The organism is Seohaeicola sp. 4SK31 (genome assembly GCF_028802875.1).
GTDB lineage: Bacteria > Pseudomonadota > Alphaproteobacteria > Rhodobacterales > Rhodobacteraceae > Seohaeicola.
Genome location: NZ_JARAMP010000006.1, coordinates 1 through 21,643 on the forward strand (window position 1 = coordinate 1; position 21,643 = coordinate 21,643).

Consider the following 21,643-nt stretch of genomic DNA (forward strand, 5'->3'; position numbering starts at 1 on the left):
ACGACATTGGAGACGATCCACCACCGAAAACCATCATGAGGCGCAATGCGTGACCTCGGAGAGAACCATGACCCCGAACGGACAGATCGCTAGCCCACTTGACATAGCCGCAATCAGAGAACCATTCCTGATCGTAGGAGTAGTTGGAATTGAACAGCGGGACGAGGCCGATCTCTTCCGCCTCTGGCCGGATCAGTTCGGCATAGGCCGCGTCCATCTCGATCTGGTTTTCAAGGTTGATGGCGGCCGGGTAGAGCGAGGTCACCCGGTAGCAGGGCAAACGCTCGTCAGCCGGAATCCAACTGATATCGGACACGCCCCCCTGCATGGCATCCACGCCTTCGGACCAGCCGTGAAGGGTGGAGGACGGGAAAATCTGCACCTCGACGGTGCCGCCTGTCTTTTCATTCACCAGATTGGCGAAATGCACGAACCCGTCATAGCGGACATCGGATTCGTTGACATAGGTAGACAGGCGAATGGTGGTGTCGGCTGCCTGAGCAGCGACCGAGGCTGCGGCCAGCAGGCCCGCCGCAGGAAGAACGGTTTTCCATGAGAACGTCATGTCATACTCCTTGGTGTTGGGATCACGAGGCCGTTTGTCCGACCCTCTTTGCTATGGCGCATTGTCACCTGCCGATTCGGCTACGGCCCGCGGCAAGGCATGATTTGATGCTACGCGCGCGGCGGCGGATCAGGCCAATTCAAATGAAACATCAAACTATTCCGATCTTGCATGACCCCGCATCGCTGCCTAGCATCACCCAAAAGGGAGGGGCGCGATGGATATCAACTGGCTTGGCGACTTTGTCTGTCTTGGGCGGACGCTGAATTTCACCCGCGCCGCCGAAGAACGGAACATTACCCAATCCGCCTTTAGCCGCCGCATCCGCTCGCTGGAAAACTGGATCGGTGTGCCACTGATCGACCGCGCCAATTATCCGGTTCAGCTATCGCCGGCAGGACGGCAATTCCTGCCGATTGCCCAACAGGCGCTGGCCAACCTGACCGATGCACGCCAGGCCATCCGCGAGGCGGAACGCGGCAACGCGTCATTCCAACGCTTTGCCGCCCTGCACGCCATTTCGGTCAATTACCTGCAACCAAGGCTGGCCGATTTCGAATCCCGCCATCCTGAACTGCGGACGCGGGTGCTGTCGGACACCCTGCCCGCCTGTTGCCAGTTGCTGACCGAAGGGGCCTGCGAATTCCTGCTCTATTACCGGCATCAAGACGTGGCCCCGATCCTTGATGAGACCCGTTTCGTGAGAAAGGACATCTGCACCGAAAAGCTGATCCCTGTGGCGCTCCATGATGCGGCGTCCAAGGAAGGATGGCGGCTGCTGGCAGATGGGGATCGCGCGGTGCCCTACCTCAGCTATGAGCCGAACACCTTTCTTGGCACTGTGGTGGATCGCACCATCGGCAATCGCGGCACGGCCCTGTCGATCCGCTATATGGATTCGCTGGCCGAGGCGCTGAAGCGGCGCGCGTTGATGGGGGCCGGGGTGGCATGGCTGCCGGAGTTTTCGATCCAGCAGGAACTCAAGGACGGAACGCTTGTGAAGATGGGCAATGACAGCTGGACAGCAAAACTGACCATCTCGCTGTTCTGCTCGATCGAGCGGCTGGACGGTATGGGTCGGATGATCTGGGACGAATTCTAGACGCTGGCAGACATTCCGATCAGTGCATCCCAAGCTTGCAGGGTGCCGCTGCGCGCCTCGTCGGACAAGCGGATCAGGCGGATATCCAAAGCATAGTCGGGGCCTGCCATGTCAGGCTTGAGCAACCGCCCCGCCTCCAGATCCGCCGCCACCAGTGACAGGGGCAGCCATGCAATGCCGATCCCGTTCAGCGCATAGTGATAGGCCGCCAGCGTCAATGCGGTTTCCGCGCGACGGTTGATGGTGCGCCCCTGTGGCAAGCCGGCCCACAGCCTCCTCTCGACCAATTCGCCCAGAAAGACGTCGGACGGATAGCCGATGACCGGCAGTTCATCCTCCAGCGTCTCTGCGAGGGCGGGCAGGCAGACGGGCACCAGCGTCTCGCGCCCGATGCGCCGTTCGATCAGGCCCGAGCGTTCAAGATCCCGGGCGTCTTCGGGATGATCATAGGTCACGACCATATCCGCCACGCCCGAGATCAATTGCAGCAGACATTCATCGCGATTACCTGACCGCACCCGCACGGACGACCAGCCCAATTCTGTCAGATGTTTCACCAGACCCGGCGAGATCGTTGCCGTGATCGCATGCTGGCAGGCCAAGGTCACGATCCGCCCTGCCCCTTTTGCCGAAGCCCGCAGATCGCCGCGCAAACTGCGCATGTCCTGCGCCAGTCGCCTCAACGCAGGCTCTTGCCCGCGCAGGGCTGGCAGCAGCACCACAGGCTTGCGTCGCCTGTCGAACAGCGGCGCGCCAAGCCCCTCTTCGATGGCGCGGATGCGCCGGGTAAAGGCGGACTGTGTGATGTTGCGCCGCTCGGCCGCCCCTACGAAAGAGCCTGCGTCCAACACCGCCAAGATATCATCAAGCCAGTCATGATTCATGCAACAACGCTAGCCACGCCCCCCTCAACTTGCAACCTGTGCAATTTATCTTGCGAAACTCGCATTAGATCGGGCCAGATATCCCGGCTATAAGTCACATGACGCAACACGAAAGGCCCACCCCATGCATCTTGCCCGCTTTCCCCGCCGTTTTCTTGCTCATCTTCCGACGCCTCTGGAACGGCTTGACCGGCTGAGCGCCGAACTGGGCGGTCCTGAGATCTGGATCAAGCGCGACGATTGCACGGGCCTGTCCACGGGCGGCAACAAGACCCGCAAGCTGGAATTCCTGATGGCCGAAGCCGAGCTTGAAGGGGCCGACATGGTCATGACCCAAGGGGCTACCCAGTCGAACCACGCCCGCCAGACAGCCGCTTTCGCCGCAAAGATGGGTATGGCCTGCCATATCCTGCTGGAGGATCGGACAGGCTCGAACGACAGCAACTACAACCACAACGGTAACGTGCTGCTGGATCACCTGCATGGGGCCACCACCGAGAAGCGCCCCGGCGGCGGCGACATGAATGCCGAGATGGAGGCGGTGGCCGACCGCTATCGCGCGCAGGGGCGCAAGGTCTATACCATCCCCGGCGGCGGCTCGAACCCGACAGGGGCACTGGGTTATGTCAACTGCGCTTTCGAGATGCTGGCCCAGTTCAATGATCGCGGGTTGCGGGTGGATCACATCGTCCACGCTACCGGATCGGCCGGCACGCAAGCCGGGTTGATCACCGGATTGAAGGCCATGAATGCGGGCATCCCGCTTTTGGGTATCGGAGTGCGGGCGCCAAAGCCCAAGCAGGAAGAGAACGTCTACAACCTTGCCGTCAAGACAGCCGAAAAGCTGGGCTGCCCGGGCGTCGTCGCCCGCGAGGATGTCGTCGCCAATACCGACTATGTCGGACAGGGCTATGGTATCCCGACCCCAGACGGGATGGAGGCGCTGCGCATGTTCGCCGAGCTGGAGAGCATCCTGCTGGACCCGGTCTATTCCGCCAAGGGCGCGGCGGGCTTCATCGACCTGATCCGCAAGGGCCAGTTCAAGAAGGGCGAGCGGGTGGTATTCCTGCATACAGGCGGGGCAGCAGCTCTCTTCGGCTATGACAAGGCGTTTGACTTTGCCGACCGCTGGGTCACCGCCTGACGCAATACGGGCCAAGGAACTGACGTGATGATCGGACAGGCACAGGCGCTTTGGCGCAGCCATACGCGTGGCCTGATGGTGGCTGTGCTGGTGGCCGTCGCATCGGCCTTTCTGGCGGAACATTATGGCGCGCCTGTGATGCTGTTTGCCCTGCTGATCGGCATGGCACTGCATTTTCTGGCCGCGGACCCCACCTGCGCGCCGGGTCTGGATTTCGCGGCCAAGACGATACTGCGTCTGGGTGTGGGCCTGTTGGGTCTGCGCCTGACAGTCAGTGACATCCAGACCGTGGGCGTGGTCCCGGCTCTTGCCGTGATCGGGTTCGTCATCGTGACCTTCGCCTGCGGCGTGGTTCTGGCGCGGCTTCTGGGCCGTCGCGCCGCCTTTGGCATGCTGGCAGGAGGCTCTGTCGCGATCTGCGGCGCCTCGGCGGCGCTGGCCATCGCCTCGGTCCTGCCCCACCGCCCCGAACGTGAGACAGACACACTCTTTGTCGTCATCGCGGTAACCGTCCTGTCCACGGTCGCGATGATTGCCTATCCGATCCTGTTCACGGCGCTGGGTTTGTCGCATCAGGAAAGCGGTTTCCTGATCGGGGCCACGATCCACGATGTGGCCCAGGTCGTGGGCGCGGGCTATTCCATCAGCGATGAGGCGGGCGTCATCGCCACCTTCGTCAAAATGCTGCGCGTGGCGCTGTTGCCGGTCGTCATGTTGATCGTGATGCTGAGCTTCAGCAACGCGCAAAGCCAACGGCTGCATCTGCCGTGGTTTCTGGTCATGTTCGTCGGGCTGGCCATCCTTGGCAACACGGGGGTGATCCCGCAGGCCGTCACAACCGTTGCCGCCGACACATCGCGCTGGTGTCTGGTTGTGGCCATCTCGGCCTTGGGCGTGCGCACCAGCCTTGCCGAAATCGCACGCGTGCGCCCCTCCTATGGCGGGCTTATCCTTGCTGAAACGCTGATCCTTTTGGGGATCGCTCTTCTGTTCGTGTATATGATCGGCCTCAACACAGCCTGATCGCGCAGCGAGGATCCGGCCTGCGCGGGCCAATGCAACACCCCATGTCCATCGGTCTGGTCAGACTGGCGCCCAGAGCTTGACGACGGCGATGCACAGACCAAGCAAGACCAGCGTTTCGATGAATACGATGGCCAGATGGCCCCCACCAACCACGGTCAAAGCCTTGATCGAAGTCTTGACCCCGAGTGCCGCGATGGCGACCACAAGGCAAGCGCGTGACAGCGTGTCCACATAGCTGACAAATATGGCGGGCAATTCAAACAGGCTGCCAAGGCTGACCAGCAGGATGAACAGAACCATGAACCATGGAAGCAGGGGGATGCTGTCTTGCGCCGCCGCGTTGCCTGTCATCCGCAGCACCAGAACGACAAGGATCAGCACAACAGGCAGCGTCGCCACGCGGAAGAGTTTCACGATGGTCGCCATCTCGCCTGCGGGGTCGGACACGCTGAACCCGGCCCCCACCACCTGCGCGACATCGTGGATCGTGGCGCCGATCAGAAAGCCCTGTTGCAGTTCGTTGAACCCAAGAGCCTGAAACAACAGTGGATAGGTGACCATCGCGATGGTCGACAGCGCAGTCACGGCCATGACGGTGAACAGTGTATTGCGCTCGGTCTTGTCATTGTGCGGGATCACGGCTGCAATCGCCATCGCCGCCGAGGCACCGCAGATCGCCACGGCCCCGCCCGTCAACAAGGCGAAACGCCATTGGCGGCGGAACAGGGGGCTTGCCACGAAGCCGGCCCCGATGGTCAGCGTGATCAGGCCCAAGACGGTGCCCGCCCCGGTGAAACCGATCTGCGCCACATCCTCGAAGGCGATGCGGATTCCCAGAAGCCCAACTCCCAGCCGCAGGATGAATTTCGCCGCCAGATCCGTTCCTGCGCGACAGGGACCGTCCGTGTGCAGAAAGTTGAAGGCCATGCCCAGCAGCAAGGCAAACAACATGACCGGAGCGCCGTAATTTGAGCCCAGAAAGCTGGCGGCGGCGCCTATCGTCGCGCTGAGAAGGAGGCCGGGAGCATGGGCAGCGGCGCGGCTATACCAGTGCTGCACTGCAAACATTCAAGAACCCTCGCACCGCCGAAGAGGGGCGCGGACAGTCGCCGCACCCCGGTTCAAAAGAAATCGTCTCAGGCCGAGCGGTAGAGCTTGGTCATCGAGAATTCGCGGTGCCCCAACGCTTCGGCAGAGGTCATGCGGCCATTGGCGGTGCGCTTGATCATCCCGATCAGTGCATCACCCGCCTGATCTATGGTCATGTCGCGCCGCAACACGCCGGTTACATCTACGTCGATATGTTCCGACATGGTGCGCAGGGTGCGCGGGTTGCCCGATATCTTGATGACCGGAACAATGGGGTTGCCAACCACATTGCCCTGCCCGGTGGGGAAGGTGTGGATCACATAGCCCGCTGCCGCCATCAGCGTCACACATTCAGCCGCCGCCGAAGACGTATCCATGAAGTAGAGCCCGTTGCCCTTGGCCGGTGCTTCCGCCGGTTCCAGCACGTCGATGTAGGTCGAACTGCGACCGATCTTCTCAAGGTTGCCCAGCGCCTTTTCCTCGATGGTGGTCAGACCACCCAGAATGTTGCCTTTGGTGGGCTGGCTGTCCGACAGATCCGATGTCTTGAAAGGTTCGATCACCTCGTCCTGATAGGCTTGAAAGGTCCTCATGAACTTCTCGGCCGCTTCCGGCGTTGCCGCGCGCTTGGCACAGATATGTTCGGCTCCGGTGATTTCCGAGGTTTCGCCGAAACAACCGTAAAGACCGTGCGGCAGCAGCTTGTCATACATGTTGCCCACCGTGGGGCAGGAAGACAGGCCGGTGGTGGTATCGCTTTCACCGCATTTGGTGGAGACCCACAGATCGGTCAGCGGGCAGTCTTCTTTCTGCAATTCGCTGGCCCAGTGGACATATTCCTTGGCTTTCCAGCTGGCACGGCGGATCGTCTCGAAATCGCCATTCTGTTCGATCCAGAAACCCTCGACGGGCTTGCCGGTCTTGGCGATGCCTTCGACGATGATCCGGGTCCACTCGGGTTCGATCCCGATGACCACGACTGCCGCGACGTTGGGGTTGGCACCCGTGCCGATGATCGTGCGGAAATGCAGATCCAGATCCTCGCCGAACTGGAGACGGCCATAGGCATGCGGGATCGCCATCGTGCCCTTGACGTTGTTGGCCACCGCCTCGCAGGCGGCGTTCGAGATGTCATCGACGGGCAGGATCAGCACATGGTTGCGCACACCGACGCGACCATTCTCGCGACGCCATGCCTTGACCATGTCTTGCGTGAAATCAAATGCCATTGGAATGCCCCCCTTACCAGCGCTTGGTTTTCAGATTGTGGGTGTGAACATGGCCGCCCACCTCAGCGGGTCCGACCATCTTGCCGATGTCCTCGCCGTATTTGATGATCGTGTCACCGGCGGACAGCGCCTTGAGCGCGACCTTGTGGCCGATCGGAATGTCGGCCTTGGCGGTCAGTCGAAAGTCCGAATTATCCTCGGTGCAGACGCACAGCATCTGGGTGCCGGCTTCCAGCCCCTCGACCACGACAACACCGACATTGTCGGCCTTGTCATGAACAAGAAGATGGGGGTGGGTGTTTGCAGTCATCAGTCTCTCTCCCTTGGTCGTGGATATCGTGATGGCTCCGCAGGCGTGCCGCGACGACACGCGGCCTGTTCGGTGCGCGCAGTAGACGTGTTTGATAATTTCTTTAAACTATATAGTTTATATGTTTCAGACAAGTCAACGCTACCTTGCAGCTTTCTGCTTGGGTTTTCCCGCAGGCTTGGCTTTAACGGGAAGAGCGCGTGTTTTTTCGGAGGAACAGATGTCCTTGCGGCCCGTCTCACAGCCCCTGCACAGGCAGTTGCGCGATCTGATGCTGGCGCGGATCGAATCGGGGGAATGGTCGCCCGGCACCTATCTGCCATCCGAGACTCGATTGGCCGAGGATTACGGCGTGGCTGTCGGCACCCTGCGCAAGGCGCTGCTGGATCTGGCGGCCGAAGGTGTGGTGGTGCGGCGTCAGGGCAAAGGCACGGTCGTGACCAGCCATGACAGCGACGCGGTGCTGTTTCGCTTTTTCAACCTGCGCCGCGCCGATGGCAGCACGCTGCGCCCGGAAAGCCGGGTCTTGTCGCGCCAGCGCCGATCGGCAAGCGAAGCGGAGGTTGCCTCGCTTGGCCTGTCCGCCGCTGCCGAAGTGGTCTGCATCACCCGTGTGCGCGACGGCGACGGAATTCCGATTATATTCGAACATATAATTCTGGACGCAGACCGCTTCGGCCCAATGGAAACAACGCCCGAGGTTCTGCCCAACACGCTATATCAGCTGTATCAGGCACAGTTCGGCGCCACCGTCCACCGCGCGCGCGAAACGATTACGGCGGCCAGCGCCACAGGCGCATGCGCCGTCGAACTGGGTGTCGCGGAAGGCACGCCGCTTCTGCATATCCGGCGTATCGCGCTGGATTACAACAATGCGCCTATCGAGCTGCGACTGTCATGGGTGACCACTGCTGCGCTGCACTATCAGACCGAGGTTTGACACCCTTTGCCTTAAGACAGTTCGAGAACGATTTTTGCTGCATTCACCCGGCCTGCGTCCAGATCGGCAAAGGCAATGGCCCCATCGCAAAGGGGCCGCACCTCGACCCAGCCCAGATCGCCTAATCGACCGTCACCCAGCGCGGCAAGGGCGGCGGCAAAGTCATCTGGCGTATAGCAATAGGACCCACTTACCGTGATCTCCTGCAGGGTGATGCGGCGGATGTCATAACCCTCGTTGCCGGGCAACAGCCCGACATGCACGATCACCCCGCCGGGACGCACCAGCCGCGAGGCGTCGCGCCGGGTGGCCACAGCCCCGACAGCGTCGATGATCAGGTCAAAGGCATCCGGGCCGGGGTCTTGCGCCGTGGGATCGAAGGCGGTGATCCCCTCTTCCCGCGAGACGCTGGCCCGTCGACCGGCATGAGGCTCGGCCACATGCACGCTGCCCGCCCCCATCAGCCGCGCCACCAGCGCGGCACCAAGGCCGATCGCCCCGCCGCCCTGCACCAGAACGCGAGGGGCGTCCTCACCCAGTTTTTCCATTCCGATCCGCACCGCATGCCATGACACGGCTACAGGCTCGGACAGCGCGGCGTGGCGCAGACTCAACCCTTCCGGCACAGGCAGCAGGTTGCGTTCCGGGATGCTGACATATTCCGCGAAAGCACCGGGGCGTGACGGCATGGAGATGATGACACGGGTCGGCGACAGATGCGGCCGCCCGGCCCGCGCCACAGGACAGTCCGGGTCCACCACCAGCGGGTTGATCGCTACGGCCTCGCCCTTGCGCGGACCTGCGGCGACCAGCCCCGCCGCCTCGTGACCCAGGATCAGCGGGGCGGGGCGGCGGTCGTCATGGCCGTGATAGGCGTGCATATCCGACCCGCAGATCCCCACCGCCCGCACCGCAACCAGCACCTCACCCGGCGCGGGCACAGGGTCGGGTTGCCCGGTCCAGATCATCGTGTTGGGTCCGGTATAAAGCAGCGCCTGCATCCCATCCCTCCTTCTGTTATTTCGCGGTGAATCCGCCATCCACGTAAAGGGTCTGGCCGGTGACATAGGCCGAGGCTTCCGCGCAGAGGAAAACCGTGGCCCCGGCCAGATCGTCCAGCGCACCATTGCGGCCAATCGCCGTGCGCGCCGCATTGGCAGCAGCCAGATCGGGGTCGCCGAATACGGGGGCGGTCAGCGGCGTGGGGAAAAAACCCGGCGCGATGGCATTGCAGGTGATCCCCTGCCCCGAGAATTCCTGCGCCATGGCGCGGGTCAGTTGCACGATTCCACCCTTGGCCGCACCATAGGGCGCGGAATTGGGAAAGGCGCGTTGCGATTGCAGGGATGCGAGGTTCAGCACCCTGCCCCAGCCACGCGCCGCCATGCCCGGGGCAAGATGTTGCACCAGAAAGAAGGGGGCACGCAGATGCAGCGCCATGTGCAGGTCGAATGTCTGCGGCGAAACCTCTGCATAGGGCTGGCGCAGATTGACGCCTGCGGCATTGACCAGAATGTCGATCTCGCCCGCGTCACGGGCCAGTCGCGCAATGACATCCGCGTCAGTCAGGTCAGCAGGATGGGCATGGGCCTTGATCCCCTCGGCCTCCAACTCCGCGCGGGCCCTTTCCAAGGCATCTGCGGATCTCGCCACCAGATGCACCGTTGCCCCCTGCTGTCCCAGTGCGCGCGCCATGGCAAGACCAATCCCGGAATTGCCGCCCGTGATCAGGGCCGCCCGCCCTGTCAGGTCGAACAGGTGATCAAGCCTTTGCATCCGCACCTCCTTTCGCCACGGCATCGCAGGCCATGATCAGCAGATCCGCCACCAGATCGCAGTCCTGCGCCGTCAGACCCAAGGGGATGCGGATATCGCAGAGCGTGGCCTGCACCGCACAGGCGTGCGGCACGCTGGTTGCATCTGCACCGGCCCAATGTGGCGGGGCGGATGTGTAGCCTTCGGCCTTGGCCCGACCGAACCACTTCACCATCACGCCCTTGTCACGCGCCTTCTGCACGAAGTCCGCCATGGAAACCGGATCGAAGGCCGGCAACCTGAACTGGATCGAGCTTTGGGCATAGGCTTCGGCCTGCGGGCGGCGCGGCAGGGCAAAGGCGGGATGCGCCGTCAGACGGGCGGCGATCCGATCATGGCTGGCGTTCCAATCGGCAACCCTTGTGGCCAGCAGCGGTAGTTGAGGCAAGGCCAGCGCTGCGACCAGATCCGACATGCGCATACTGTAATTGCCGCAAACGCCGCGCCATCTGTCCATCACGGCGGCTTCGGGCACCGTGCCGTTCTGGGCATAAAGCATGTAGCTGCCCGAATGGAGGATCGCCCGCGCGGCAAGGTCGGGATCATCCGTCACCAGCATCCCGCCCTCGCCCGCATTCACGTGCTTGGACGATTGGAAGCTGAAACATCCCGCCAGACCGAATGTCCCTGTCGGACGCCCCGCCCAGGATGCACCCAGCGTATGGGCGCAATCCTCGATGAAGGTGATATCCTCGGCGTTACAAACCTCGGCCAGCGTTTCCATGTCGCAGACATGGCCCCGCATATGTGACAAGAGCAGATGCCGTGCCCCGCTGGCGCGCGCCTTGGCGCGCAGATCGTCAAGGTCGATGGTCAGGTCATCCGTGATCTCGACCAGAACCGGGACGGCCCCGATGTGGTCCAGCGCGCCCGGCACCGGACCAAGGGTAAAGGCGTTCATCAAGACCGGATCGCCATGCTGCACCCCGGCCACCTTGAGAGCCAGAAACATCGCCGCCCCGCAGGAATTGACCGCCACGGCAAAGCGCCGCCCGCTGAGCGCTGCGAAGGCGCGCTCCAATGCGGCGACCGGGCCGGGGGCACCGCCGGCTTCGCCATAGCGGTGCAATCTGCCAGAGGACATGAGCGCCAGAACATGCGCCTGCGCCTGAGGCGGAATGTCGGGCGGTTGCCCAAGATCAGGAACCGCGCCCATGGGATCAGGGCATCGACTTGACGGGGGCACCAAGATCGAAATTGTGCCCCGGATAGTATTTGTTCATCCGCACATCGGCGGTGCGGGCATGCGCCTCCATCCCTTCCAGCCGCGAGATGCGCGCGGTATGCAGCGACAACACCTTGCAGGCGTCGCGATCCGCCTTCTGCCATGTCAGCGGCTTGAGGAACTTGTGCACCGAAAGCCCGGCCGAATAGCGCGCGGCGTATTTCGTGGGCAGGATGTGGTTCGGACCCGAGCATTTGTCGCCAAAGGCCACGGTCGTTTCCTCGCCCACGAACAGTGATCCGTAATTTGTCAGGTTCGCCATCCACCAATCCAGATCGGCGCAATGCACCTCAAGATGTTCCGAGGCGTATCTGTCGGACACCTCGACCAGTTCCTCGCGGGTGTCGCAGAGGATCACCTCGCCGTAATCGCGCCATGCGGAATCCGCCGCGTCGCGGGCGGGTTCGGGCAGCGTGGCAATCAACTCGGGCACCCGCGCGATCACAGTCTCGGCTAGCGCCTTGTCGGTGGTGAACAGCCATGCCGGAGACTCGTGCCCATGCTCGGCTTGTCCGATCAGGTCTGTGGCGACGATCTCGGCATCAGCGGTCTGGTCAGCCAGAATCCCGATCTCGGACGGTCCCGCAAAGACGTCGATCCCCACCTTGCCGAACAGCATCCGCTTGGCCTCGGCCACGAACTTGTTGCCGGGCCCCACGATCACATCGGCAGGTTTGCCGGTGAACAGGCCGTAAGCCATGGTCGCAATCGCCTGCACGCCACCCAAGGTCATGACGATGTCGGCACCGGCCTGGTGCATCGCGTAGAGCACGTAAGGATGCATCCCGCCGCCTCGATACGGGGTCGAGCAGGCGACCACGGTCTTGACCCCGGCCGCTTTGGCGGTGACCACGGACATGCATGCGGATGCGATATGCGCGTAGCGTCCGGTGGGCACATAGCAGCCCGCCACGTTGCAGGGCACCCATTTCTGACCGACTGTCAGGCCCGACGGCATGGTCATCTGGAAATCGCGCACAGAATCCTTCTGGGCCAGCGCAAAGGTGCGGACCTGTTCGACGGCAAAGGCGATGTCTTCCTTGACCTGCTGCGGCACGTCGGCAGCCCGCGCCTCCATTTCCTCGCGCGTGACAACGATGGCACCGTCCCACTTGTCCAGTTGCAGCGCATAGGCGCGCACCGCATCCTCGCCTTCGGCCTCGATGCGGGCCAGCATCTCGGATACGACCTGCTGGGCATTGGCTGACTCGGTTTCCGGGGTCTTGTTCGCTTTTTTCAGATAGGTGATCGCCATCTTGGCCTCGTCATCCCTTGGGTTGGAACCTGCCGCCATCACGGGCGGCAGGTCTTTGGTTCAGATCATTCGTTGTTGGCGAATGCGCGCAGGACCGGATCATCCATGACCATCTGCATGAAGCGATTGTCGATGTAATCCTCGGCAGCGGGGGTGGACTCGGTCGTCCCGACCGAGGTCATGAAGTCCCCGATCGCGGTCAGCCACTGATCCACGTCGCTGGCGCCTGCGTCACGGCTCATCAGCGCCAGTTGCTCTTCCAGCGGGAAAGTAGGACGCAAATCGAACTCGGCATTCACCGCCGCGTCGGAAATCTCGACACCGCCCTCCGAGTAGAAATCGACCAGCATCTCGCGTGCCTTCTCGGGGTTCTGCTTGGACCAGACGACACCGCGCAGGAAGGTGGCCAGCACCTTGGCCACCAGTTCGGGACTTTCCTCGGCAAAACCGGGACGCACGACCAGCGCCCCCGGCACGATGGCACCCGCATCGGCACCGGAGCACAGATAGTCGCTGTCGGCCTTTTCCTGCAGCGTATAGGTGTTGGGTGCCCAGACACCGGCCAGCTTGCCCTCGTTGGCGATCACAGCGGTGATCACCTGCGCCTGACCAAGGTTGACGAATTCCACGTCATCCTGCGACAGGCCAAACTTCTGCAGACAGGAACGGGTTGCGAAATCCACCGTCGAGTTGGTGGTCAGCAGGACCCGCTCGCCCTTCATGGACATGGGATCGGCACGGAACTGCTCGATCACGTCATTGCGCGCCATCAGCGCGTTGCCTTTGCTCTCGTCATTGGTCAGGCCGATGGTCTTGAGGCCGAAACGCGCGGCCCCCAGAACAGCCGGCACCGAGCCCGTGCCGCCGACATCCCAGTCGTTGGCCTGTGCCGCCGCGATCTGCGGCGCACCTGCGGGGAAGGTGGTGAAGCTGGGATCCAGACCCACCTCGGCCCACCAGTCCATTTCTGTCGCCAGATAGAACGGCAACGCCCAATAAAGAGCAGGCTGATAGCTCAGGTTGATCGGCGTCAGATCCTGCGCCTGCGCCGGAGCATAGGCCCCGAACGCGCACACGGTTGTCAGTGCCATTGCCTTGAAAGTCATTTTCATTGCGGGTTCTCCTCCCCTGTTGTGGTCCTGTTTTCCGTCTTGTGATGGTCAGGCGTGTTGGTCCGCCTTTTCCTCGCGCAGGCTGCGCCAGATCTGCGTGCGCAGATGCACGAAGCTTTCGAGGTCCATCACATCCTCGATCTTCTCGTGACTGTCCCAGTCCTCGGCCTTGCGGATACTGGCGATATCCAGCACCTCCTTGATGCGGCCGGGGGCCCGGGTCATGATGACAACACGGTCTGCCAGATAGACGGCTTCCTCGACCGCGTGGGTGATGAACAGCACGGTGCGCGGGTTCTTGCGGGCCAGACGCACCAGTTCCTCCTGCATGACGACGCGGGTCTGCGCGTCCAGCGCCCCGAAAGGCTCGTCCATCAGAAGAACATCCGGGTCCAGAACATAGGCCCGCGCGATGGCGACACGCTGCTGCATCCCCCCCGAAAGCTGATGCGGGAAATGCTCGGCATAAGGTTCAAGGTTCATCAGGTTGAGGATCGCGGCAATGCGCGACTGCCGTTCCGCCTTGGGAACACTCAGATTGCGCAGGCCGATGTCGATATTGTCATAGACCGATTTCCACGGAAACAGCGCGAACTGCTGAAACACCACGGCACGGTTCGGACCGGGTCGCTTGATCGGTGTGCCATCCACCATGACAGCCCCGTCCGTCGGATTGTCAAACCCCGACACCAGCCGCAGGCAGGTGGTCTTGCCGCATCCCGAAGGGCCAACGATGGCCACGAATTCCTTGTCGGCAATCTCGAGGTTGATGTCCTTCAGCGCCACGAAGCCGGATTCTTTCGGACCGAAGACCTTGCCGACGTTCTTGAACTGGATCACGCCCATGTCGCTTGCTTCCTTGTATTTTCTGTCAGTTTTCCAGGCCGCGCTTGCGCAGGATGACCCGCTCTGCCAGGCGCAAAGAGCTGTCCAAAGCCAGCCCGACCAGACCGATCGCGACCATGCCGGACATCACCGTTGTGGTTGAGATATTGGCCTGCCCCTGCACCATCAGGTAGCCGACCCCGGCAGAGGCGACGATCAGTTCGGCGCCCACCAGCGACTGCCAGCCCAAGCCTGCCGAAACGCGCAGACCCGAGATGATGGACGGGACCGAGGACGGCACCAGCACCTCGCGGATCACACGATGCGACGGCGTGCCCAGCATGTTTGCCGCCTCGATCAGGCGGGGATCAACGAATTTCGCCCCACGATAGGTGTTGATCACGCAAGGCGGAAACGCCCCGGCAAAGATGATCATGATCGGCCCGCCAATACCCGTGCCGAACCACAGCGCGGCAAAGGGCACCCATGCGATGGGCGCAACGAACCGCAGGGCATCGAACAGTGGCGACACGATCTCGTCCAGCAGACGATACCAGCCCATCAGCAGCCCAAGGGGAATGCCGACCACTGCCGCCAGAATGAACCCATAGGCGAAGCGCTCGAAGCTGGCGAGCATGTGACCAAGCAGTGTCGCCCCCGCAAAACGCCGGTCCAACAGAGTTGTGAAACGGTCATAGACTTCAAGTGGCGAAGGCAGAAAAACCCGCGGCACCAGCCCGCTGATGGCCAACCCGTGCCACAGGCCAATGAACAGGATCAGGCCACCGAAACCCAGAAGAACAGATTGCCTGAAAGAGATCCGCTTGTTCATCGCCTTACCCTTTCGCCGCCAGCGCAGCCGTGTTCCAGCTCATCACACGGGCTTCAGCCATGCCCAGGGCGCGCGTTGTCGCCCAGCCCAGGATGGCGACCGCCCCCATGCCCACAAGGATCATGCCCGGATAGAGATCCTGCTGCGCCACGTTCAGAACTCGGCCCAAGCCATAGAACGCCCCGACAAGTTCCGCCGCGACCAGCGTGGTCCATGACGCCTGTAGCGACAGCCGCAGGCCGGTGAACATCATGGGGCTTGCCCCCGGCACCAGCACCTCGGTGACAAAACGCATCCTGGGCATGCCCAGCATATAGGCCGCCTCGATCACCGGACGGTCAATGTTGCGCACCCCGGCAAAGGTGTTGATCACCGACGGCACGAAGGCCGCGAACCAGATCACAAGGATCTTCGCGGCATCCCCAAGGCCCAGCCACAGGATCGCCAGCGGGATCCATGCCAGTGGCGGGATCGGGCGGATGATCAGGAAAACCGGGTTGATGAGAGCCTCGGCCCGGCGGCTCCACCCCATCAGCAGCCCGAGAGGAACCCCGGTTATGATTGCAAAGACAAAGCCCATCACGACCAGGCGCAACGAGTTGTAGGCGTGCAGCAACAGGTCTCCGCCGCCATAGCCACGCCCGGACACGTGGATCAAGGCCGACCAAGTTTCCGCGGGCGAGGGAAACCGTCCGGACGGGATCACCCCAAAGACCGAGGTCACCATCAGCCAGATCAAACCCACAATCAGGATCGTGACGAACCCTATGGCAACCCTGCGCGACACTGTTCTTCCTCCCTCGTTATGTAAACGCTTTCATATCATTTGCAGGCATGTCAACTTTTTTTGCCCTTGATTTGGGCAAATTTTGAATCTAGCACTCGAAACAGTATGTAAATTTTTCATCCCCGGACTGAAAACATGTCACCAAAGCGCAAAGCCACCCTGACGGACATCGCACGGGAATCAGGCACCTCGATCGCCACCGTCTCGCGCGCCATGTCGCAACCCGGTTTGGTGCAACCAGACACGCTGGAACGGGTACGGCAGGTGGCTGTCCGCCTTGGCTACGTCCCCAACCGCCGCGCACGGGCACTGGTCTCGGGTCGGTCAAACACGATCGGCGTGGTGGTGCCCACGCTCAACAGCCCGATTTTCTCGGCCGCGCTGCAGGAGATGCAGAAGGCGTTCTCATCGAACGGATACCAGTTGCTGATCGCCTCGCATGAATACGACACCGCTGCTGAAGCCGCCGCCCTCAGCCAGTTGATCTCGCATGGTGTCGATGGGCTTGTCGTTGTAGGCGCGGCACGTCCACAATCGACATGGGCGATGATCAACACAGCTGAAATACCGCTTGTTCAGCTTTGGGAAGGGCGGGAGGGTTATGACCGCGTTCTTGTCGACAGCTTCGAAGCCGGTGTTCTTGTGGCGAGGCACCTACTTGACCTTGGGCACAAGAAGCTCGGCGTCATTTGTGGGAAACTGCAGAACAACGACCGCCAAACGGCGCGCGTGAATGGTATCCGCAGCGCGCTGGCGGAACGGGGGCTGCACCTTCCAAACTCTCAGGTCAGCGAACAACCCCTCACGATCTCGGCCGGACGCAGCGGATGCATGACGCTGCTGGAATTGGTGCCACGACCGACGGCGATTATCGGCACAGTCGATATGCTTGCCATCGGCGCCATGATCGAAGCTCAGGGCCGCGGAATCCCTGTCCCCGAGATGATTTCATTTGCCGGAATCGACAACGTGGATGTGACTGCACACCTGTCACCGTCCCTGACGACAGTGGATATGCCCGCGGCCAGCATAGGCTCGGAAGCGGCCGCTTTGATGTTGAGCCGACTGGATGGCATCAAGGAAGGGACAGATCAGGCTGTCCAATTGCCCATCAGCCTGGTTGTTCGCCATTCGAGCACTCGCTCACCGCTTTGACCTGAGCGCCACAAGCGGCCCCACGGCAGCCGATCTTGACTCCGCAGAAGGAAAAATCTGCCCATCCGCTGCGCGCCCAACCCCAGCGGGATCAAACTAAGCCGTTGTTTTTAAGGGGGTAAGTGGCGGACTGGGGAGGATTCGAACCCCCGACCCCTTGATTCGTAGTCAAGTACTCTATCCAACTGAGCTACCAGTCCGTGGAGGCGGGGTTTAGACTCAAGCCTCGGGCTTGGCAAGGGGCGAATACGGATTTTTCTTTTAAGTCCCAGCGCGCTGAAATCGCAGCTGAGCTGCCGGGGATCAGTTGCCTTCCTTGGGAAGTGTGATCAGGAAGGTCGTTCCCTCGGGGCCGGTCTGCTCCAAGGCAAGCAGACCGCCATGACCACGGATCAGGTCCTGGGCGATCACAAGGCCAAGTCCCGAGCCGCCCTTGCGTGCGCCGCCCTGAAAGGGCTGGAACAGATGTTCGCGCGCCTTCGACGGCAGACCGGGGCCGGTATCGCTGACGCGGATGACCCATGCCTCGCCCTCATCCGATGCGGCCACGCTGATCTCACCCGCTTTGCCGGTCTGGGCAATGGCCTGGCGCGCGTTGCGCACAAGGTTGAAGATCACGCGGAACAACTGCTCGGGGTCGGCCTTCACCATCAACGTGGCGGGCACATCTTCGGACAGGCTGATATCGGCATCGCCCACGGCAAGTCTTTCGCTGTCCAGAACATCGGATACGACATCCAGCAGAATGACATCCCGCAGCTTGGGCGCAGGCTCCTCGGCCTTGCCGAAGGCCAGCGTGCTTTCACACAGATGCACCGCCCGGGTGATCGAGTTCACCAGTTTCGGTGCCAGCCGCTTGACGGCGGGATCCTCCGACATCTCGATCCGGTCCACGAAAAGTTGCGCCGATGTCAGCATGTTGCGCAGGTCGTGACTGACCTTGGCCACCGCACCACCAAGCTGCGCCAGCCGCTCTTTCTGCTTGAGCGAGCTGGTGAGCTGGGTCTGCAGGCTTTGCAAGGCATCTTCAGCCTGCCGCAACTCGGTGATGCCCGAGGTCGGCTCGATGATCCGTCGCCCATCTTCGGGGGCTTCGGCATAGTGGGTCATGGCGCGGGCCACGCGGGCGATGGGCATCACCAGCAGACGCTGCACCGCAAGGAACAGCAATGTCGCGGTGAAGATCGAGATCACAGCCGACAGGATCAGGATACGCACCCCATAGTCCAGCATCGCCGCGCGCAAGGGACCGGATTCCATTGTCACTTCAATCAGCAACCCGGCCTCGCGTGTCGGATTGCCAATCACCCGGATCACTTCCGGGTCAGGGTCCCACAGTTGCGCCAACCCGTCGCGGATCAATTCCAGCGCGGGCGGATCGCGCAGATCATAGGTGCGGTCAACCGCCTGCGGCATGGGCGAGGCCAGGATCAACTGCCGCGCCTCGTCACGCCGCAGAACGACGTTGAACACCTCGGCGTTGCGCAGCAGTTCCTCTTCCAGATCGGGCGAGATGACCTCATCAGCCAGCAGGGCCAGGCTGGCGATCTGGGCCCGCTCCAGACGCAGGAGCAGATAGTCCTCGCGAAAGCGCGCCACGGACGGAACAAAGATCAGGACCTCGGCCAGCATCACGAAGATGATGGTCAGGATCAGGAACCGTCCCGAAAGCGAATGCAGCATCAATGCCTCTTTACTGGATCACGGCAGCCACTTCTGCACCAGACCCACAACCCGTTTCACCACAGGGTTATCAAACAGTCGTGGCGAGAAATAGGCCCCCGCCGCGCGTTTATTGATCTCGGAGATGGTGGGATAGGGCGCAACCATGCCAGCCACGGCAGACATTTTGAGGTTGTTGGCAATCGCCATTGACCAAAGCGTGATCAACTCGCCCGCCTGATGCCCCACGATGGAGGCGCCCACGGGACGGCCCTTGTAAACCATGACCTTGATCAGGCCCTTGGTTTGCAATGTGGCAATGGCGCGATCATTGTGATGATAGGCGAAGCGGGCTACTTCGAGCGCGGCGCCATGGGTTTTGCGCGCCTCGGCCTCGGTCAGGCCGACCTGCGCCAGTTCGGGGTCGGTATAGGTGGCCCATGGGATATGGGCGGTTTTCTGCCGGGCGGGCAGGCCGAACAGCGCCTGACGGATGATCAGCCCTGCGTGATACCCTGCGACATGGGTGAATTGCATCCCGCCTGCCACGTCGCCGATAGCAAAGACACGCTTGTTCGTGGTGCGCATCCGATCATCCACCTTGATGCCGGCCTTTGTGGTGGCGATGCCTGCCGCGTCGAGGTTCAGCTTTTCGGTATTGGATTTGCGCCCCACCGCGATCAGCAAATGGGTGCCCTTGAAGACACGTCCGTCCTTGACCGCGACCTCGATCGCCCCGGCTTCTCCCCGAATTTCGGCGGCCAGAGCATCCTCGGCGATGGTAATCCCCTCGGAGCGGAGGTGATCCAGCACCACGGCGGCCAGTTCCGGATCGTCTTTGCCCAGCGCCTTGGCACCTTCGATCACGGTGACATCGCAGCCCAGCCGCCGATGCGCCTGCGCCATTTCCATCCCGATAGGACCGCCGCCAATGATCAACAAGTGATCCGGTTTTTCGCGCAGGTCGAACAGGGTTTCGTTGGTCAGATAAGGCACCCTGTCCAGACCGGGAATCGGCGGCACCAGCGGGCTGGACCCGGTGGCGATCACGATCCGCCGCGCGGTGATAGTATCATCACCCGCCTGCACCGTGTTCGGCCCGGAAAAATGGCCAAAGGCACGGATCACCTTGACGCCAAGCCCTTCGAACCGCTCCTGACTGTCGACAGGTTCGATTTGCGCAATGACGCGGGCCACATGATCCTTGGCCGCCGCATAGTCGATCTGCGGGGCAACCGGGGTGATCCCCATCGCGGCACCTGCCGTCATCGCATGGGCGGCATGCCCCGCCGCCAGCAGCGCCTTGGAGGGCACGCAGCCATAGTTCAGGCAATCGCCGCCCATCTTGTGACCCTCCAGCAGGATCACATCCGCGCCCATCTGCACGGCCCCGGCCGCGACCGACAATCCGCCAGAGCCCGCACCGATCACCAGAATATCCGTCTTGAGCATTGCCATCACAGGGCCTTTCCGCGACGCAGCGCCTTGATGAGAATGGGAAGCAACGCCAGCAGGCAAAGACCCAGCAAGGGCAGCAGGATCTGCGGTTCGAAGATGATGCCGAGGTTCGGCGTCTCGCCCCGCTCGAACACCTGCCCAAGCCCGGCACCGACCGAAGTGTAGACAACCCCTCCCGGAATGATCCCCAGAAAGGTGGAGATCACGAAACGGTTGAGCGGCACGCCCACCAGAGCGGGCACCAGATTGGCCACGAAGAAGGGGACCGCAGGCACAAGGCGTATCAGGAACAGCATCGACCACTGATTCTCGTCGATCCCATCCTTGATGCGCTTGACCGTGCCTTCGCCGGTTTCCATCTTTGCCGCCAGACGCTCGCCCAGCCCCCAGCGGGCAGCCAGAAAGATCAGCGTGGCCCCGATGGTTGCGGCAGTCACATTGAACAAGGCACCGGGAAAGGTCGCAAACAGAAAACCACCAGTCAGCGTCGCGATCGTCGCGCCGGGCAAAGAGAACGCCACGATCAGGACATAGGACAGCATGAACAGAAGGACCGTGAGCGCGTAATTTGCGTCCCTGAACGCCAGCAGCGCCTCGCGGTTGTCGCGCAACGCCTCGAAGGTCAGGGTATCGCGCAGGGTGAAGGCACCGATCCCTGCAACGATCAGGATCGCGATCAAGGGCAATCGACGGGCGATCCCCCCCGCGCTCTCCTTGTCCGGGGGCATTTTATCTGTTGCTTCGCTCATGTGGCAGGGTCCTTGAATGCGCTTTGGTCGCCAAGATGCGCGGAGCGGTCAGACAATGACAGGCTTTTGCGCCAGGCTTCACGCGCGCTTGATCCCGGGTGACGAAAGCCGTGAAGATTTCGCCCGTTTTCACACGAATTGAAACATTCACCGCAAACCCGGCTGCGATCTGGCCCCATCTGTCGTGTTTTTTGTTGCAAAACCACGCGAAAACCGGCGGGCACGGTTTGACTTGGGCAAAACCCCTGTCTATAGGACGGGCTTCGGATAACTCGGGCCGGCGCGAATCTCGCGCACTTCGGCATTTGAATTGGAGACGGAGCGATGAAACGCACCTTTCAACCCTCGAACCGCGTGCGCAAGAACCGTCACGGTTTCCGTGCGCGTATGGCCACCAAGAACGGCCGCAAGATTCTCAACGCCCGTCGCGCTCGCGGCCGCAAGGTGCTGAGCGCGTAAGCGCCAGCATCCTGAAGAAG

The 21,643-nt window shown here is 62.0% G+C and carries 21 protein-coding genes, 1 tRNA gene and 1 pseudogene; 6 read left to right on the top strand and 17 right to left on the bottom strand.

Features of this window, described 5'->3' with window-relative positions; genetic code table 11:
- A pseudogene (locus PVW27_RS06450) lies at positions 1-565 on the bottom strand (hypothetical protein); the annotation flags it as partial.
- Between the two features lie 217 nt (positions 566-782).
- Between PVW27_RS06450 and PVW27_RS06455 the strand changes: the two are divergent.
- Positions 783-1,667, top strand: a complete 885-nt coding sequence (locus PVW27_RS06455) for a LysR family transcriptional regulator (protein ID WP_274556166.1) — start codon at positions 783-785, stop codon at positions 1,665-1,667.
- On the opposite strand, the gene PVW27_RS06460 is transcribed toward PVW27_RS06455, so the two are convergent.
- Entirely contained in the window at positions 1,664-2,551 is an 888-nt protein-coding gene (locus tag PVW27_RS06460) for a LysR family transcriptional regulator (RefSeq protein WP_274556167.1), read from the bottom strand. The genes PVW27_RS06455 and PVW27_RS06460 overlap by 4 nt on opposite strands.
- A 124-nt stretch (positions 2,552-2,675) precedes the next feature.
- On the opposite strand from PVW27_RS06460, the gene PVW27_RS06465 reads away from it, so the two are divergent.
- Both PVW27_RS06465 and PVW27_RS06470 read left to right on the top strand, forming a co-directional pair.
- Entirely contained in the window at positions 2,676-3,695 is a 1,020-nt protein-coding gene (locus PVW27_RS06465) for a D-cysteine desulfhydrase (protein ID WP_274556168.1), read from the top strand.
- Between the two features lie 27 nt (positions 3,696-3,722).
- Positions 3,723-4,718 (top strand): YeiH family protein, encoded by a 996-nt coding sequence (locus PVW27_RS06470; RefSeq protein WP_274556170.1) that lies wholly within the window; start codon positions 3,723-3,725, stop codon positions 4,716-4,718.
- A 60-nt stretch (positions 4,719-4,778) separates the two neighbouring features.
- Here the strand turns inward: PVW27_RS06470 and PVW27_RS06475 are convergent, their stop codons facing one another.
- The 3 genes from PVW27_RS06475 to PVW27_RS06485 all read right to left on the bottom strand — a co-directional run bounded on the left by PVW27_RS06475 (position 4,779) and on the right by PVW27_RS06485 (position 7,349).
- On the bottom strand, positions 4,779-5,789 hold the full coding sequence (locus PVW27_RS06475) for a YeiH family protein (RefSeq protein WP_274556171.1): 1,011 nt from the start codon (positions 5,787-5,789) through the stop codon (positions 4,779-4,781).
- Positions 5,790-5,857: 68 nt separating this feature from the next.
- Entirely contained in the window at positions 5,858-7,039 is a 1,182-nt protein-coding gene (locus PVW27_RS06480; RefSeq protein ID WP_274556173.1) for a UxaA family hydrolase, read from the bottom strand.
- Positions 7,040-7,052: 13 nt separating this feature from the next.
- Positions 7,053-7,349 carry a UxaA family hydrolase gene (locus tag PVW27_RS06485; protein WP_274556175.1) on the bottom strand — a complete coding sequence of 99 codons (297 nt, stop codon included), beginning with the start codon at positions 7,347-7,349 and terminating at the stop codon, positions 7,053-7,055.
- Between the two features lie 220 nt (positions 7,350-7,569).
- On the opposite strand from PVW27_RS06485, the gene PVW27_RS06490 reads away from it, so the two are divergent.
- Positions 7,570-8,289, top strand: a complete 720-nt coding sequence (locus tag PVW27_RS06490) for a GntR family transcriptional regulator (RefSeq protein ID WP_274556176.1) — start codon at positions 7,570-7,572, stop codon at positions 8,287-8,289.
- Between the two features lie 11 nt (positions 8,290-8,300).
- On the opposite strand, the gene PVW27_RS06495 is transcribed toward PVW27_RS06490, so the two are convergent.
- From PVW27_RS06495 to PVW27_RS06530, 8 genes are all read right to left on the bottom strand, one after another.
- Positions 8,301-9,290 carry an alcohol dehydrogenase catalytic domain-containing protein gene (locus tag PVW27_RS06495; RefSeq protein WP_274556177.1) on the bottom strand — a complete coding sequence of 330 codons (990 nt, stop codon included), beginning with the start codon at positions 9,288-9,290 and terminating at the stop codon, positions 8,301-8,303.
- Between the two features lie 16 nt (positions 9,291-9,306).
- On the bottom strand, positions 9,307-10,065 hold the full coding sequence (locus PVW27_RS06500; protein ID WP_274556178.1) for an SDR family NAD(P)-dependent oxidoreductase: 759 nt from the start codon (positions 10,063-10,065) through the stop codon (positions 9,307-9,309).
- Entirely contained in the window at positions 10,052-11,260 is a 1,209-nt protein-coding gene (locus PVW27_RS06505) for a DegT/DnrJ/EryC1/StrS family aminotransferase (RefSeq protein WP_274556179.1), read from the bottom strand. Before PVW27_RS06505 ends, PVW27_RS06500 begins: the two co-directional genes overlap by 14 nt.
- Positions 11,261-11,264: 4 nt before the next feature.
- The gene (gene hisD, locus PVW27_RS06510; protein ID WP_274556447.1) at positions 11,265-12,584 is read right to left on the bottom strand and encodes a histidinol dehydrogenase; all 1,320 of its coding nucleotides are present in this window, start codon (positions 12,582-12,584) and stop codon (positions 11,265-11,267) included.
- A 65-nt stretch (positions 12,585-12,649) separates the two neighbouring features.
- Positions 12,650-13,696, bottom strand: coding sequence for an ABC transporter substrate-binding protein (locus PVW27_RS06515; RefSeq protein WP_274556181.1), 1,047 nt, complete (start codon positions 13,694-13,696; stop codon positions 12,650-12,652).
- Between the two features lie 48 nt (positions 13,697-13,744).
- A complete protein-coding gene (locus PVW27_RS06520) occupies positions 13,745-14,542 on the bottom strand; it encodes an ABC transporter ATP-binding protein (RefSeq protein ID WP_274556182.1) in 798 nt (265 codons plus the stop codon).
- A gap of 25 nt (positions 14,543-14,567) precedes the next feature.
- Complete coding sequence (locus tag PVW27_RS06525) at positions 14,568-15,353, bottom strand: ABC transporter permease (RefSeq protein ID WP_274556184.1); 786 nt, start codon at positions 15,351-15,353, stop codon at positions 14,568-14,570.
- Between the two features lie 4 nt (positions 15,354-15,357).
- Positions 15,358-16,140: an ABC transporter permease gene (locus PVW27_RS06530; RefSeq protein WP_274556186.1), complete on the bottom strand. Its 783-nt coding sequence runs from the start codon at positions 16,138-16,140 to the stop codon at positions 15,358-15,360.
- Positions 16,141-16,275: 135 nt separating this feature from the next.
- Between PVW27_RS06530 and PVW27_RS06535 the strand changes: the two genes are divergently transcribed.
- Complete coding sequence (locus PVW27_RS06535; protein WP_274556187.1) at positions 16,276-17,295, top strand: LacI family DNA-binding transcriptional regulator; 1,020 nt, start codon at positions 16,276-16,278, stop codon at positions 17,293-17,295.
- A 123-nt stretch (positions 17,296-17,418) separates the two neighbouring features.
- Here PVW27_RS06535 and PVW27_RS06540 read toward each other — a convergent pair.
- The 4 genes from PVW27_RS06540 to PVW27_RS06555 form a co-directional block, all read right to left on the bottom strand.
- A tRNA-Arg gene (locus PVW27_RS06540) sits at positions 17,419-17,495 on the bottom strand.
- 103 nt (positions 17,496-17,598) lie between these two features.
- Positions 17,599-18,978 carry a sensor histidine kinase gene (locus tag PVW27_RS06545; protein WP_274556189.1) on the bottom strand — a complete coding sequence of 460 codons (1,380 nt, stop codon included), beginning with the start codon at positions 18,976-18,978 and terminating at the stop codon, positions 17,599-17,601.
- Positions 18,979-18,996: 18 nt separating this feature from the next.
- Positions 18,997-20,415 (bottom strand): dihydrolipoyl dehydrogenase family protein, encoded by a 1,419-nt coding sequence (locus tag PVW27_RS06550; protein WP_274556191.1) that lies wholly within the window; start codon positions 20,413-20,415, stop codon positions 18,997-18,999.
- Complete coding sequence (locus PVW27_RS06555) at positions 20,415-21,164, bottom strand: TVP38/TMEM64 family protein (protein ID WP_274556192.1); 750 nt, start codon at positions 21,162-21,164, stop codon at positions 20,415-20,417. Before PVW27_RS06555 ends, PVW27_RS06550 begins: the two co-directional genes overlap by 1 nt.
- Before the next feature lie 324 nt (positions 21,165-21,488).
- On the opposite strand from PVW27_RS06555, the gene rpmH reads away from it, so the two are divergent.
- On the top strand, positions 21,489-21,623 hold the full coding sequence (gene rpmH, locus PVW27_RS06560; RefSeq protein ID WP_068289071.1) for a 50S ribosomal protein L34: 135 nt from the start codon (positions 21,489-21,491) through the stop codon (positions 21,621-21,623).
- The last annotated feature ends 20 nt before the right edge of the window (positions 21,624-21,643 follow it).